The organism is Pseudomonas sp. HMSC067G02 (genome assembly GCF_001813485.1).
GTDB lineage: Bacteria > Pseudomonadota > Gammaproteobacteria > Pseudomonadales > Pseudomonadaceae > Pseudomonas > Pseudomonas aeruginosa.
In genome coordinates this window covers 1-13,499 of the sequence record NZ_KV812719.1, presented here as the reverse complement: position 1 = coordinate 13,499, position 13,499 = coordinate 1, and the positions used below count along the sequence as shown (strand labels likewise).

General features: G+C 61.8%; 9 protein-coding genes, 4 tRNA genes and 1 pseudogene. 10 read left to right on the top strand and 4 right to left on the bottom strand.

Annotation, left to right across the window (positions count from 1 at the left end):
- Nucleotides 1-36: 36 nt before the first annotated feature.
- The 4 genes and pseudogenes from HMPREF2914_RS32010 to HMPREF2914_RS25555 all read left to right on the top strand — a co-directional run.
- Nucleotides 37-435, top strand: a pseudogene (locus HMPREF2914_RS32010) (NAD-dependent dehydratase); the annotation flags it as partial.
- Nucleotides 432-1,457 (top strand): MraY family glycosyltransferase, encoded by a 1,026-nt coding sequence (locus HMPREF2914_RS25565; RefSeq protein ID WP_009313766.1) that lies wholly within the window; start codon nucleotides 432-434, stop codon nucleotides 1,455-1,457. The pseudogene HMPREF2914_RS32010 and the gene HMPREF2914_RS25565, both read left to right, overlap by 4 nt.
- A gap of 130 nt (nucleotides 1,458-1,587) precedes the next feature.
- Nucleotides 1,588-3,585: a polysaccharide biosynthesis protein gene (locus HMPREF2914_RS25560; RefSeq protein WP_023091542.1), complete on the top strand. Its 1,998-nt coding sequence runs from the start codon at nucleotides 1,588-1,590 to the stop codon at nucleotides 3,583-3,585.
- A gap of 190 nt (nucleotides 3,586-3,775) precedes the next feature.
- Nucleotides 3,776-4,105 carry a ComEA family DNA-binding protein gene (locus HMPREF2914_RS25555; RefSeq protein WP_003138486.1) on the top strand — a complete coding sequence of 110 codons (330 nt, stop codon included), beginning with the start codon at nucleotides 3,776-3,778 and terminating at the stop codon, nucleotides 4,103-4,105.
- 72 nt (nucleotides 4,106-4,177) lie between these two features.
- Here the strand turns inward: HMPREF2914_RS25555 and HMPREF2914_RS25550 are convergent.
- Both HMPREF2914_RS25550 and HMPREF2914_RS25545 read right to left on the bottom strand, forming a co-directional pair.
- A tRNA-Asn gene (locus HMPREF2914_RS25550) sits at nucleotides 4,178-4,253 on the bottom strand.
- Between the two features lie 68 nt (nucleotides 4,254-4,321).
- Nucleotides 4,322-5,518, bottom strand: a complete 1,197-nt coding sequence (locus HMPREF2914_RS25545) for an amino acid aminotransferase (RefSeq protein ID WP_003104588.1) — start codon at nucleotides 5,516-5,518, stop codon at nucleotides 4,322-4,324.
- A 187-nt stretch (nucleotides 5,519-5,705) separates the two neighbouring features.
- On the opposite strand from HMPREF2914_RS25545, the gene uvrB reads away from it, so the two are divergent.
- The gene (gene uvrB / locus HMPREF2914_RS25540; RefSeq protein ID WP_003104590.1) at nucleotides 5,706-7,718 is read left to right on the top strand and encodes an excinuclease ABC subunit UvrB; all 2,013 of its coding nucleotides are present in this window, start codon (nucleotides 5,706-5,708) and stop codon (nucleotides 7,716-7,718) included.
- A 3-nt stretch (nucleotides 7,719-7,721) separates the two neighbouring features.
- On the opposite strand, the gene HMPREF2914_RS25535 is transcribed toward uvrB, so the two are convergent.
- Together HMPREF2914_RS25535 and HMPREF2914_RS25530 are read right to left on the bottom strand one after the other, a co-directional pair.
- Nucleotides 7,722-9,221 (bottom strand): MDR family MFS transporter, encoded by a 1,500-nt coding sequence (locus HMPREF2914_RS25535; protein ID WP_003130539.1) that lies wholly within the window; start codon nucleotides 9,219-9,221, stop codon nucleotides 7,722-7,724.
- Nucleotides 9,222-9,270: 49 nt separating this feature from the next.
- Complete coding sequence (locus HMPREF2914_RS25530) at nucleotides 9,271-10,305, bottom strand: HlyD family secretion protein (protein WP_003091421.1); 1,035 nt, start codon at nucleotides 10,303-10,305, stop codon at nucleotides 9,271-9,273.
- A gap of 102 nt (nucleotides 10,306-10,407) precedes the next feature.
- On the opposite strand from HMPREF2914_RS25530, the gene HMPREF2914_RS25525 reads away from it, so the two are divergent.
- The 5 genes from HMPREF2914_RS25525 (at nucleotide 10,408) to HMPREF2914_RS25505 (ending at nucleotide 13,418) form a co-directional block, all read left to right on the top strand.
- Nucleotides 10,408-11,328 carry a LysR family transcriptional regulator gene (locus HMPREF2914_RS25525; RefSeq protein WP_003091419.1) on the top strand — a complete coding sequence of 307 codons (921 nt, stop codon included), beginning with the start codon at nucleotides 10,408-10,410 and terminating at the stop codon, nucleotides 11,326-11,328.
- A gap of 37 nt (nucleotides 11,329-11,365) precedes the next feature.
- Nucleotides 11,366-12,850 (top strand): glutamate--tRNA ligase, encoded by a 1,485-nt coding sequence (gene gltX, locus HMPREF2914_RS25520; RefSeq protein ID WP_003104596.1) that lies wholly within the window; start codon nucleotides 11,366-11,368, stop codon nucleotides 12,848-12,850.
- A 201-nt stretch (nucleotides 12,851-13,051) separates the two neighbouring features.
- A tRNA-Ala gene (locus tag HMPREF2914_RS25515) sits at nucleotides 13,052-13,127 on the top strand.
- Between the two features lie 46 nt (nucleotides 13,128-13,173).
- Nucleotides 13,174-13,249, top strand: a tRNA-Glu gene (locus tag HMPREF2914_RS25510).
- Between the two features lie 93 nt (nucleotides 13,250-13,342).
- A tRNA-Ala gene (locus HMPREF2914_RS25505) sits at nucleotides 13,343-13,418 on the top strand.
- The last annotated feature ends 81 nt before the right edge of the window (nucleotides 13,419-13,499 follow it).

The window sequence follows — 13,499 nt, the reverse complement described above, 5'->3', positions numbered from 1 at the left end:
AGGTGCCCCATCAACCATTAAATCCGTATACCCGTTATTAATAAGAGGATTCCGCTTCCCTTCCTTCTGGTTGACAATCGAAGAAGCTTGGTGGCGTTGACCAATCTTGTCGATTTGATCACCTCCTGCCTTGAGCACCCTTCGGCCGCGAATCAAGTATTTTTGGTAAGCGACGATGAAGATCTTTCCACGAGAGAACTTTTAAAACGCATGGGGATTGCATTGGGTGCGCCTGCCCGGCTGCTTCCTGTGCCTGTTTTTCTTATGAAGTTTATAGCAGGAATGCTTGGTAAGGGTGCTTTCTCCCAGCGATTGCTTGGGTCTTTGCAGGTTGATATAAGCAAGACAAAAGAACTTTTGGCTTGGCATCCACCTTTGAACGTCGATGAGGCTTTGAAGGAGACGGCGCGCCACTTTCTGGATTCTAAAGAATGAATTTAATAATTATTCTTCCTATAATAGCTGCCTTGGCTTTCCTGCTGACGGCAATTTTGCGGAGATATGCGCTGGCCAATAGCGTGATTGATGTACCCAACGACCGTAGCTCCCATTCCATGCCTACTCCACGGGGAGGAGGCGTCTCTATAGTGATAAGTTTTTTGCTGGCAATACTGCTTCTGGGTTTCTTAGGGGTTGCCGATTGGACTTTTGTGATTGCATTATTCGGGGCGGGCCTTGGTATCGCTACTATTGGCTTCCTTGACGACCATGGACATATCGCTGCCCGCTGGAGGCTTCTCGGGCATTTTGCAGCTGCATCCTGGATACTTTATTGGCTGGGCGGTTTTCCTCCGCTGCTTCTTCTAGGTACCACCCTTGATATGGGGTGGTTTGGTCATATATTGGCCGCCATATACTTGGTTTGGATGCTTAACCTCTATAACTTCATGGATGGAATCGATGGAATTGCCGGTATAGAAGCCATAACCGTTTGCCTTGGCGGTGTACTGCTTCTTTTCTGCCTGGGAAAGGGGCTGGATAATGAAGGGATTTGGGTTCTTGCCGTGCTTGCAAGTGCCGTTCTGGGCTTTTTGATTTGGAACTTCCCTCCGGCAAAGATATTCATGGGAGATGCGGGAAGCGGATTCCTGGGTGTCGTTTTGGGGGCGCTTTCCGTCAAAGCAGCATGGGTGGCCCCGGAGCTTTTTTGGAGTTGGCTGATTCTTCTGGGTATTTTTGTCGTCGATGCAACATTTACTTTATTACGAAGACTTCTTCGTGGGGATCGCATTTATGAAGCCCATCGGAGTCATGCGTATCAGTACGCATCTCGATACTTCGGAAAGCATTTGCCTGTCACCTTGGGAGTTTTCTTCATAAATGTTCTCTGGCTCTTTCCATTTGCTCTGGCAGTTGGCTTGGGAATGGTCGATGCGCTACTAGGTGTGTTTGTTGCATACTTGCCTCTGATCTTGATTGCCGTGAGGTTTCGTGCCGGATCGCTGGAGACGGTTTGACTTCTGGAACCTTTCGCACCCCTCTTGAGCCTAACCCAGGCCTGGTGTGACGTTTCAGTGCTTGTCTCTATCTGGATTTGCTAATCTGGTTACGCTTGTGAGCTGTTTAGAAAGGAGTGGGGAGAGCTGGATGATAGATGGTTTGCGTGTTCGACTGCTGGGGCTGCCGCGTCGTTATAAAAGGATCTTGCAGGTCCTTGCCGACGTAGCGCTGGTCTGGCTCTCCCTTTGGTTGGCATTCTTGGTGCGGTTGGGCACGGAAGACATGATCAGCCCCTTCGAGGGCCATGCCTGGCTGTTCATCGCCGCCCCGTTGGTGGCCATTCCCCTGTTCATCCGCTTCGGCATGTACCGGGCGGTGATGCGCTACCTAGGCAACGACGCCCTTATCGCGATCGCCAAGGCCGTCACCATTTCCGCGCTGGTCTTGTCGTTGCTGGTCTATTGGTACCGCTCCCCGCCGGCGGTGGTGCCGCGTTCCCTGGTGTTCAACTACTGGTGGTTGAGCATGCTGCTGATCGGCGGCTTGCGTCTGGCTATGCGCCAGTATTTCATGGGCGACTGGTACTCTGCTGTGCAGTCGGTACCATTTCTCAATCGCCAGGACGGCCTGCCCAGGGTGGTCATCTATGGCGCTGGCGCGGCCGGCAACCAGTTGGTTGCGGCATTGCGTCTCGGTCGGGCGATGCGTCCGGTGGCGTTCATCGATGATGACAAGCAGATCGCCAACCGGGTCATCGCCGGTCTGCGGGTCTATACCGCCAAGCATATCCGCCAGATGATCGACGAGACGGGCGCGCAGGAGGTTCTCCTGGCGATTCCTTCCGCCACTCGGGCCCGGCGCCGAGAGATTCTCGAGTCCCTGGAGCCGTTCCCGCTGCACGTGCGCAGCATGCCCGGCTTCATGGACCTGGCCAGCGGCCGGGTCAAGGTGGATGACCTGCAGGAGGTGGACATCGCTGACCTGCTGGGGCGCGACAGCGTCGCACCGCGCAAGGAGCTGCTGGAACGGTGCATCCGCGGTCAGGTGGTGATGGTGACCGGGGCGGGCGGCTCTATCGGTTCGGAACTCTGTCGGCAGATCATGAGTTGTTCGCCTAGCGTGCTGATCCTGTTCGAACACAGCGAATACAACCTCTATAGCATCCATCAGGAACTGGAGCGTCGGATCAAGCGCGAGTCGCTTTCGGTGAACCTGTTGCCGATCCTCGGTTCGGTGCGCAATCCCGAGCGCCTGGTGGACGTGATGCGTACCTGGAAGGTCAATACCGTCTACCATGCGGCGGCCTACAAGCATGTGCCGATCGTCGAGCACAACATCGCCGAAGGCGTTCTCAACAACGTGATAGGCACCTTGCATGCGGTGCAGGCCGCGGTGCAGGTCGGCGTGCAGAACTTCGTGCTGATTTCCACCGACAAGGCGGTGCGGCCGACCAATGTGATGGGCAGCACCAAGCGCCTGGCGGAGATGGTCCTTCAGGCGCTCAGCAACGAATCGGCGCCGGTGCTGTTCGGCGACCGGAAGGACGTGCATCACGTCAACAAGACCCGTTTCACCATGGTCCGCTTCGGCAACGTCCTCGGTTCGTCCGGCTCGGTCATTCCGCTGTTCCGCGAGCAGATCAAGCGCGGCGGCCCGGTGACGGTCACCCACCCGAGCATCACCCGTTACTTCATGACCATTCCCGAGGCGGCGCAGTTGGTCATCCAGGCCGGTTCGATGGGGCAGGGCGGAGATGTATTCGTGCTGGACATGGGGCCGCCGGTGAAGATCCTGGAGCTCGCCGAGAAGATGATCCACCTGTCCGGCCTGAGCGTGCGTTCCGAGCGTTCGCCCCATGGTGACATCGCCATCGAGTTCAGTGGCCTGCGTCCTGGCGAGAAGCTCTACGAAGAGCTGCTGATCGGTGACAACGTGAATCCCACCGACCATCCGATGATCATGCGGGCCAACGAGGAACACCTGAGCTGGGAGGCCTTCAAGGTCGTGCTGGAGCAGTTGCTGGCCGCCGTGGAGAAGGACGACTACTCACGGGTTCGCCAGTTGCTGCGGGAAACCGTCAGCGGCTATGCGCCTGACGGTGAAATCGTCGACTGGATCTATCGCCAGAGGCGGCGAGAACCCTGAGTCATCGTTCTCCGGAAAAGGCCGCCTAGCGGCCTTTTTTGTTTTCTCCGTACGATGTTTCCGGTGCCGGACCAGGAAGCGACTGCTTTGCTGGGGCTGTCGATCCAGGTGCGTTCCACGGCGATAAGGTGGTTTCGTGGATGGGCATGAAGCCCTCTACGTGGTCATTCATCTCTGAAGGAGTGCACCCATGCACCTAATCAAATCCGCTCTGCTTCTCATCCTGTTCGCCTGTCTTCCGTTTTCGGCTTCCGCCGCACCGGTCGCCGTCGCCAAGAATCCGCTGGCCTCAACGACACCTGCGACGACCGTGTCGCCGGGGGAGCAGGTCAATATCAATACGGTCGACGAGGCCGCCCTGATACGGGGGCTCAACGGTGTCGGCGAGGCCAAGGCCAGGGCGATCCTCGAGTATCGTGCGGCCCATGGTCCGTTCGTCTCGGTGGATCAACTGCTGGAAGTGAAGGGGGTAGGCCCGGCGTTGCTGGAGAAGAACCGGTCGCGGATCGTCATCGAGTGAGGTGCGACTGAAGGGCCGAACTTTCGTCCCGATAACGAAAAAGCCCCCGGCATGTGCCGAGGGCTTTGAATTTGGCTCCGCGACCTGGACTCGAACCAGGGACCCAATGATTAACAGTCATTTGCTCTACCGACTGAGCTATCGCGGAACAGCGAGGCGTATGTTACTGATTAAAAAGGGGAAGTCAAGCCTCTCCCGATGACTTCCCCTTTTTCCCTACAGGACCTGGACGATGGCCTTGGTGATGGTCTCCAGGTTCGATTTGTTCAGCGCGGCGACGCAGATACGGCCGGTGCTGACGGCGTAGATACCGAACTCGGTCTTCAGACGCTCGACCTGGTCGGCGGTCAGGCCGGAATAGGAGAACATGCCACGTTGGCGACCGACGAAGCTGAAGTCGCGCTTGGCGCCGTGGGCTGCCAGTTGCTCGACCATCGCCAGGCGCATGTCGCGGATGCGGTCGCGCATCTCGCCCAGTTCCTGCTCCCAGAGGGCCCGCAGTTCCGGGCTGTTGAGCACGGAGGAGACGACGCTGGCGCCGTGGGTCGGTGGGTTCGAATAGTTGGTGCGGATCACCCGCTTCACCTGTGACAGCACGCGGGCCGATTCATCGCGGCTTTCGGTCACGATCGAGAGGGCGCCGACGCGTTCGCCATAGAGCGAGAAGGATTTGGAGAACGAGCTGGAAACGAAGAAGCTTAGGCCCGACTGGGCGAACAGGCGCACCGCGGCGGCGTCTTCCTCGATGCCGTTGCCGAAGCCCTGGTAGGCGATGTCGAGGAACGGCACGTGGCCCTTGGCCTTGAGCACGTCCAGCACCTGTTTCCAGTCGTCCAGCTCGAGATCGACGCCGGTCGGATTATGGCAGCAGGCGTGCAGGACCACGATCGAGCGGGCCGGCAGGGCATTCAGGTCTTCCAGCAGGCCGGCGCGGTTCACGCCATTGCTGGCGGCGTCGTAATAGCGGTAGTTCTGCACCGGGAAGCCGGCGGCTTCGAACAGTGCGCGGTGGTTTTCCCAGCTCGGGTCGCTGATGGCCACGGTGGCGTCGGGCAGCAGGCGCTTGAGGAAGTCGGCGCCGAGCTTGAGGGCGCCGGTGCCGCCGACGGCCTGGGTCGTGACCACGCGGCCGGCGGCCAGCAGCTCGGATTCGTTACCGAACAGCAGTTTCTGTACGCCCTGGTCGTAGGCGGCGATCCCTTCGATCGGCAGGTAGCCGCGCGGCGCGTGGGCCTCAATGCGGGCCTTCTCGGCAGCCTGCACGGCACGCAACAGCGGAATGCGCCCCTCCTCGTTGTAGTACACGCCCACGCCCAGGTTGATCTTGCCCGGACGGGTATCGGCGTTGAAGGCTTCGTTCAGGCCAAGGATGGGATCACGCGGTGCCATTTCGACGGCAGAAAACAGACTCATTTTGCGGCTGCTCGGAGTGTGAAGAGAGGAGGGCAACGCAACCCGTTATGCGGGGGCGCAAAGGGTTGCGCAAACGGGGGGTTATTATAGACACCCCTTGATGCATGCGGCGACATTTAGGTGCATGCTTTCAGCTATTTCTGACGCCGGATTTTCCTTGGCGTCACAGCTCCCTGCGAGGTTTTTCATGGATACGTTCCAACTCGACTCGCGCTTCAAGCCCGCCGGCGACCAGCCGGAAGCCATCCGGCAGATGGTCGAGGGGCTGGAGGCGGGGCTTTCGCACCAGACCCTGCTGGGGGTGACGGGCTCTGGCAAGACTTTCAGCATCGCCAACGTGATTGCCCAGGTGCAGCGCCCGACCCTGGTCCTGGCGCCGAACAAGACCCTGGCGGCCCAGCTCTACGGGGAGTTCAAGACGTTCTTCCCGCACAATTCCGTGGAGTACTTCGTTTCCTACTACGACTACTACCAGCCGGAGGCCTACGTACCGTCTTCCGATACCTATATCGAGAAGGACTCCTCGATCAACGACCATATCGAGCAGATGCGCCTGTCGGCGACCAAGGCGCTGCTCGAGCGTCCGGATGCGATCATCGTCGCCACCGTGTCGTCCATCTACGGCCTCGGTGATCCCGCGTCCTACCTGAAGATGGTCCTGCACCTGGACCGCGGCGACCGCATCGACCAGCGCGAACTGTTACGGCGACTGACCAGCCTGCAGTACACCCGCAACGACATGGATTTCGCCCGTGCGACTTTCCGTGTGCGTGGCGATGTGATCGACATCTTCCCGGCCGAATCCGATCTCGAGGCGATTCGTGTCGAGTTGTTCGACGACGAGGTGGAAAGTCTCTCGGCCTTCGACCCGCTCACCGGCGAGGTGATCCGCAAGCTGCCGCGCTTCACCTTCTACCCCAAGAGCCACTACGTGACCCCGCGCGAGACGCTGCTGGAGGCGGTCGACCAGATCAAGGCCGAACTCAAGGAACGCCTGGACTACCTGCGCAACAACAACAAGCTGGTGGAAGCCCAGCGCCTGGAGCAGCGCACGCGTTTCGACCTGGAGATGATCCTCGAACTGGGCTACTGCAACGGCATCGAGAACTACTCGCGCTATCTTTCCGGGCGGGCCCCCGGCGAGCCGCCGCCGACGCTCTACGACTACCTGCCGGCCAACTCGCTGCTGGTTATCGACGAATCGCACGTCAGCGTTCCGCAGGTCGGCGCGATGTTCAAGGGCGACCGCTCGCGCAAGGAGACCCTGGTGGAATACGGTTTCCGCCTGCCTTCGGCGCTGGACAACCGGCCGCTGCGCTTCGAAGAGTGGGAGGCGGTGAGTCCGCAGACCATCTTCGTCTCCGCCACCCCGGGCCCCTACGAGGCGGAACATGCCGGGCGGGTCATCGAGCAGGTGGTGCGTCCCACCGGGCTGGTCGATCCGGAGATCGAGGTACGCCCGGCGATGACCCAGGTGGATGACCTGCTCTCGCAGATCCGCCAGCGTGTGGCCAAGGACGAGCGGGTGCTGGTGACTACCCTGACCAAGCGCATGGCCGAGGACCTCACCGATTATCTCGGCGATCACGACGTGCGGGTGCGCTACTTGCACTCGGACATCGATACCGTCGAGCGAGTGGAGATCATCCGCGACCTGCGCGCCGGTGCGTTCGACGTGCTGGTGGGGATCAACCTGCTGCGCGAAGGCCTGGACATGCCCGAGGTGTCGCTGGTGGCGATCCTCGACGCGGACAAGGAAGGCTTCCTGCGCTCGGAGCGCTCGCTGATCCAGACCATCGGTCGTGCCGCGCGCAACCTGCACGGCAAGGCGATCCTCTACGCCGACAACGTCACCGGCTCGATGCAGCGTGCGATCGACGAGACCGAGCGGCGTCGGGCCAAGCAGATCGCTTTCAACGAAGCCCATGGCATCGTGCCCAAGGGGGTGCGCAAGGACATCAAGGACATTCTCGAAGGCGCCGTGGTGCCCGGCGCGCGCGGCAAGCGCAAGGGCGTGGCCAAGGTGGCGGAGGAGAGCGGGCGCTACGAGAACGAACTGCGCTCGCCGAGCGAGATCAGCAAGCGCATCCGCCAACTGGAGGAAAAGATGTACCAGTTGGCCCGCGACCTGGAGTTCGAGGCGGCGGCGCAACTGCGCGACGAGATCCAGACGCTGCGCGAGCGCCTGGTCAACGTCTGAACCTCAGTGAGCCCCGGCGTCGGCGCGGGCGCCGATGCCGGCCGGCAGCGAGCGGGTCAGCAGCACCGCGAGCATGCTCACTGCGAGCACCATGCCGATGACATGGAAAGCATCGTTGTAGGCCATGATCATCGCCTGCTGGTGGGTGATCTCGCTGAGTTTGCCCAGCGCCGCCTGCTGGCTGCCCAGTTGCGCGGCGAGTTGCGCGAGGCGTTCGTCGACCTGCGGGTTGGTCGGCACCAGGGCTTCGCGCAGATAGTCGAAGTACACCTTGGCGCGACTGTCGAGCAGGGTCGCGAGCAGGGCGATGCCGATGGCGCCTCCGAGGTTGCGCAGGATGTTGAACAGGCTCGAGGCCGAGCCGGCATCCTGTGGCTGCAGGTAGGCGGTGGCGATCAGCGAAATGGTCACCATGATCATCGGCTGGCCGAGGGCGCGCAGTAGCTGGATCTGGTTGAACTGCGGTCCGGCGAAGTCCGGGTTGAGCACTCCGGAGAAGAAGCTGGCAAGGCCGAACAGGCCGAAGCCGGCGGCGCAGAGCAGGCGCGGCGAGACCAGCTTCATCAACTTCGGGACCAGCGGGATCAGGAACAGCTGGGGAATGCCCATCCACATGATCACCTCGCCGATCTGCATGGCGTTGTAGCCCTGGATTTGTGCCAGGTACAGCGGCAGTACGTAGATCGAGCCGTACAGACCCATGCCCAGACCGATGCTGGAAATGCTCGCGAGGCCGAAGTTGCGGTTGCGCAGGATGCCCAGGTCGATCAGCGGGTTCGGCCGCGACAGTTGCAGGATGACGAACAGGACCAGGCTGAACAGGGCGACGCTGCCGAGGCTGACGATCAGTTGCGACTCCAGCCAGTCCTTGCGGTGACCTTCCTCGAGGAAGACCTGCAGGCAGCCCAGGCCGATGCCGAGGGTGACGATGCCGGCGTAGTCGGTACTCTTCAGCAGTTCCCAGTGCGGCGCCTTTTTCTCCAGGCCGTAGAGCAGCCCGGCGATCATCAACAGGCCCGGCGGCACGTTGATATAGAAGATGTATTCCCAGCCGAAGTTTTCCGTCAGCCAGCCTCCCAGGGTCGGTCCGATGGAGGGCGCGAAGGTGGCGGTGATGGCGAACAGCGCCATGCCCTTCGGACGGTGGTGTTCCGGCAACTTGACCAGGGCCAGGGTGAACGCCAGCGGAATCAGCGCGCCGCCGGTGAAACCCTGCATGGCGCGGAACACGATCATGCTTTCCAGGTTCCAGGCGAACGAGCAGAGCAGCGAGGACACCAGGAAACCCACCGAGATCATCACCGCCAGGCGCCTTGCCGAGAGCAGCTGCACCAGCCAGGCGGTCATCGGGATCATGATGATCTCCGCCACCAGGTAGGAGGTGGAGATCCACGAGCCTTCCTCGAGGGTCGCCGCCAGCGCGCCCTGGATGTCCTTCAGCGAGGAGTTGGTGATCTGGATGTCGAGCACCGCCATGAATGCGCCGAGCATGGCGCTGAGCACCGCGATCCAGTCGCCCCGGGTCGGTTCGCCAAGCGGCCGGGCCAGCGCCTCAGCGGTCACGGAGCTCGACCTCGGCTTCGACGGACATGCCGGGGCGGATGCGGCCATGCAGCGGGTTGTCGGCCTCGAACACGATCTTCACCGGGATGCGTTGCACCACCTTGGTGAAGTTTCCGGTGGCGTTGTCCGGTGGCAGCAGGCTGAACTGCGCGCCGGAAGCGGCGAACAGGCTATCGATGCGGCCGTCGATAGGCGTGTCGGGGAAGGCGTCGAAGGTCAGGCGCGCCTTCTGCCCGTCGCGCATGCGGCCGACCTGGGTCTCCTTGAAGTTGGCCTGGACCCAGATGTCTTCGTCCGGCACCAGCGACAGCAAATGGGTACCAACCTGCACGTACTGGCCGTTGCGTGCGCTGCGCTGGCCGACCAGGCCGTTGATCGGCGAATGGATCAGGGTGCGTGACAGGTTGATTTCGGCTTGCGCCAGTTCGGTGCGGGCGCTGGCGATCTGCGCTTCCAGGCGCTTGATCTCGGCGCCCAGGGTGTCGCGCTGGACGCGTTGTGCCTCGAGGTCGGCGCGGGCCTTGGCCAGTTGCGAGCGAGCCACATGGTTGTCGGCGGTGAGGGTGGTGACCCGTTCCTCGGAAACGTAGCCGGGCTTGCGCAGGGCTTCGGCGCGGTTCAGGTCGATCTGTGCGCGGCCGAGGGTTGCCTGGCTGGCGTTGACGTCGGCGGCGCTGGCGGCGATCAGGCTGCCCTGCTGCACCAGCTTGCTGCGCGCCTGGGCCAGTTCCGCCTCGCGGGTGGCCAGCGCGGCCTGGGCGCGCTCGACGGCCAGCTTGAAGTCGGCGTCTTCCAGGCGTACCAGTAGCTGCCCCTTGTCCACGTGCTGGTTGTCGCGCACCAGGACTTCCTCGACCCGCGCGCCCAACTGGCTGGCCACCCGCGTGATCTCGCCCTGGACGTAGGCGTTGTCGGTGCTTTCCACGTGGCGGCCGATGAACCACCAGTGCAGGAAGAAGGCCAGGGCGATCAGGCCGACGGCCACCAGGAAGACGGTCAGGCGACGTTTGAGTTGGGCGGGCATGGGTGGAGTGTTCCGTCGGCAAAATTCGGCCAATCTAGCAGTGTTCCGCCGGACGTTATAGGCGCTACACTTCGGACTCTTTGTTGCTTATAGGGAACAATAATGGGGCTTGATGATGCGCTGATCTTCACCCGCGTGGTGGAGTACCACAGCTTCACCCAGGCCGCGCAGAGCCTGGGCATGCAGAAGTCCACGGTGAGCCGGCGCATCGCCCTGCTGGAGGAGCGCCTGGGCGTGCGCCTGCTCAATCGCACCACCCGCAAGTTGCGCCTGACCGAAGTAGGGCAGGCCTACTACGAGCGCTGCCGGCAGATCATGCACGATTTCGCCGAGGCCGAGCAGGCGGTCATGCAGCTGCAGCAGGCGCCGTCGGGATTGCTGCGGATCACCTCGCCGATAGAGTTCGGCCAGATGTTCCTCGCCAGCCTGCTGGGCGACTTCATGCGCCAGTACCCGCAGATCACCGCCGAGGTCGAGCTGGCCTCGCGCAGCGTCGATCCGCTGCAGGAGGGCGTCGACATCGTGATCATGGTCGGCCAGCCGGAGGATTCCACCCTGGTGGCCCGTCGCCTGCTCTCTACCAGCCGCTGGCTCTGCGCCAGCCCCGACTACCTGGCGGCGCACGGCACGCCGACATCGGTGGCCGAGCTTGCCGGGCATCGCGCGGTCCTTCTGTCCACCGACTCCCAGCGCTACTGGCCGCTTTCCGGAGACAGCCTGCCCTGCCAGCGGGTGCTGTCCTGCAACAACATCACCTTCGCCCGCGAGGCGGTGGTCGCCGGTGCCGGCATTGCCGCGCTACCGGCGCTGATCTGTGCGGAGAGCGTGCACAGCGGGCGTCTGGTGCGTTTGCTGGCGGACGTGCCGTTGCCGGTTGGCGAACTGTATGCGGTCTATCCTTCGCGGCGTTTCCAGGCGATGAAGGTCAAGGCCTTCCTCGATTTCCTGATCAGCCGCCTGCCGGCCGACACCGGTCGTTTACTGGAGCCGGAGGCGGCCCGCCTGATAACATCGCGCCCCTGAATTTCCGTTTTAACTTCCGCTTGGCAAGAGAGTCTCCATGACCACTGTTCGTACTCGCATCGCCCCGTCGCCGACGGGCGACCCGCACGTCGGTACCGCATACATCGCGCTGTTCAACCTGTGCTTCGCGCGTCAGCACGGCGGTCAGTTCATCCTGCGCATCGAGGACACCGACCAGTTGCGTTCGACGCGGGAGTCCGAGCAGCAGATCTACGACGCCCTGCGCTGGCTCGGCATCGAGTGGGACGAGGGCCCGGACGTCGGCGGCCCGCATGGCCCGTACCGGCAGAGCGAGCGCGGGCACATCTACAAGAAGTATTCGGACGAACTGGTCGAGAAGGGCCATGCCTTCACCTGCTTCTGCACGCCCGAGCGCCTCGATGCGGTTCGCGCCGAACAGATGGCGCGCAAGGAAACCCCGCGCTACGACGGCCACTGCATGCACCTACCGAAGGATGAGGTGCAGCGCCGCCTCGCCGCCGGCGAGTCCCATGTCACCCGCATGAAGGTGCCGACCGAGGGTGTCTGCGTGGTGCCGGACATGCTCCGCGGCGATGTCGAGATTCCGTGGGATCGCATGGACATGCAGGTGCTGATGAAGGCCGACGGCCTGCCCACCTACTTCCTCGCCAACGTGGTCGACGACCACCTGATGGGCATCACCCACGTCCTGCGCGGCGAAGAGTGGCTGCCGTCGGCGCCCAAGCTGATCAAGCTCTACGAGTATTTCGGCTGGGAGCAGCCGCAGCTGTGCTACATGCCGCTGCTGCGCAACCCTGACAAGAGCAAGCTGTCCAAGCGCAAGAACCCGACCTCTATCACCTTCTACGAACGCATGGGCTACCTGCCGCAGGCGCTGCTCAACTACCTCGGGCGGATGGGCTGGTCGATGCCGGACGAGCGCGAGAAATTCACCCTCGCCGAGATGATCGAGCATTTCGACCTGTCGCGCGTCTCCCTGGGCGGACCGATCTTCGACCTGGAGAAGCTCTCCTGGCTGAACGGGCAGTGGATCCGCGAGCAGTCCGTGGAGGAGTTCGCCCGTGAGGTGCAGAAGTGGGCGTTGAATCCCGAATACCTGATGAAGATCGCTCCGCACGTGCAGGGACGGGTGGAGAACTTCAGCCAGATCGCACCGCTGGCCGGATTCTTCTTCAGCGGCGGGGTGCCGCTGGACGCTTCGCTGTTCGAACACAAGAAGCTCGATCCGACCCAGGTCCGCCAGGTCCTGCAACTGGTGCTGTGGAAACTCGAATCCCTGCGCCAGTGGGAGAAGGAACGCATCACCGGCTGCATCCAGGCTGTCGCCGAACACCTCCAGCTCAAGCTGCGCGACGTGATGCCGCTGATGTTCCCGGCCATCACCGGGCATGCCAGCTCGGTTTCGGTGCTGGACGCCATGGAGATCCTTGGTGCCGACCTGTCGCGCTATCGCTTGCGCCAGGCCCTGGAGCTGCTGGGCGGGGCGTCGAAAAAGGAAACCAAGGAATGGGAGAAGATCCGCGACGCCATTCCCGGCTGACCGGCGTTCTTCCACAGTCGATGACGAGGCCCGCCCAGTTGCGGGCCTCGTTTTTTGGGGAGGGGAGGTAAGTGATTGTTCTTCCGGTAAAATTTTTTAGGTTTCGATGAAAAATAATGTTGACAGCCTCAAGCCTCACCCTTAGTATGCGCCCCGTCTTCACGACGAACTCAACGAAGTGAAGCGATCCAGCGGTACTTTGGGGCTATAGCTCAGCTGGGAGAGCGCTTGCATGGCATGCAAGAGGTCGACGGTTCGATCCCGTCTAGCTCCACCACATTCCAAGGCCAGCATCGCTGGCCTTACTTTTCGAAGGTTTCATTGTCCCCTTCGTCTAGTGGCCTAGGACACCGCCCTTTCACGGCGGTAACAGGGGTTCGAGTCCCCTAGGGGACGCCACTTCATGTTCATCCGTCCCAGCAATGGATGAGCGTGTCGATGACCGGAAGGTTGTCGAAGCGATCGGAAGATCGCCCGCCTGATGGCGAATTCGGGGCTATAGCTCAGCTGGGAGAGCGCTTGCATGGCATGCAAGAGGTCGACGGTTCGATCCCGTCTAGCTCCACCAAATTGCCGGGAATACGCGGTTGGTTTTGCGGATTCCTACGAAGGTTTCGTCCCCTTCGTCTAGTGGCCTAGGACACCGCCC

Coding starts and splice junctions, on each gene's coding strand:
- HMPREF2914_RS25565 (WP_009313766.1), top strand. CDS start 432: ATGAATTTAATAATTATTCTTCCTATAATAGCTGCCTTGGCTTTCCTG.
- HMPREF2914_RS25525 (WP_003091419.1), top strand. CDS start 10,408: ATGGGGCTTGATGATGCGCTGATCTTCACCCGCGTGGTGGAGTACCAC.
- HMPREF2914_RS25530 (WP_003091421.1), bottom strand. CDS start 10,305: ATGCCCGCCCAACTCAAACGTCGCCTGACCGTCTTCCTGGTGGCCGTC.
- HMPREF2914_RS25545 (WP_003104588.1), bottom strand. CDS start 5,518: ATGAGTCTGTTTTCTGCCGTCGAAATGGCACCGCGTGATCCCATCCTT.
- HMPREF2914_RS25555 (WP_003138486.1), top strand. CDS start 3,776: ATGCACCTAATCAAATCCGCTCTGCTTCTCATCCTGTTCGCCTGTCTT.
- gltX (WP_003104596.1), top strand. CDS start 11,366: ATGACCACTGTTCGTACTCGCATCGCCCCGTCGCCGACGGGCGACCCG.
- uvrB (WP_003104590.1), top strand. CDS start 5,706: ATGGATACGTTCCAACTCGACTCGCGCTTCAAGCCCGCCGGCGACCAG.
- HMPREF2914_RS25560 (WP_023091542.1), top strand. CDS start 1,588: ATGATAGATGGTTTGCGTGTTCGACTGCTGGGGCTGCCGCGTCGTTAT.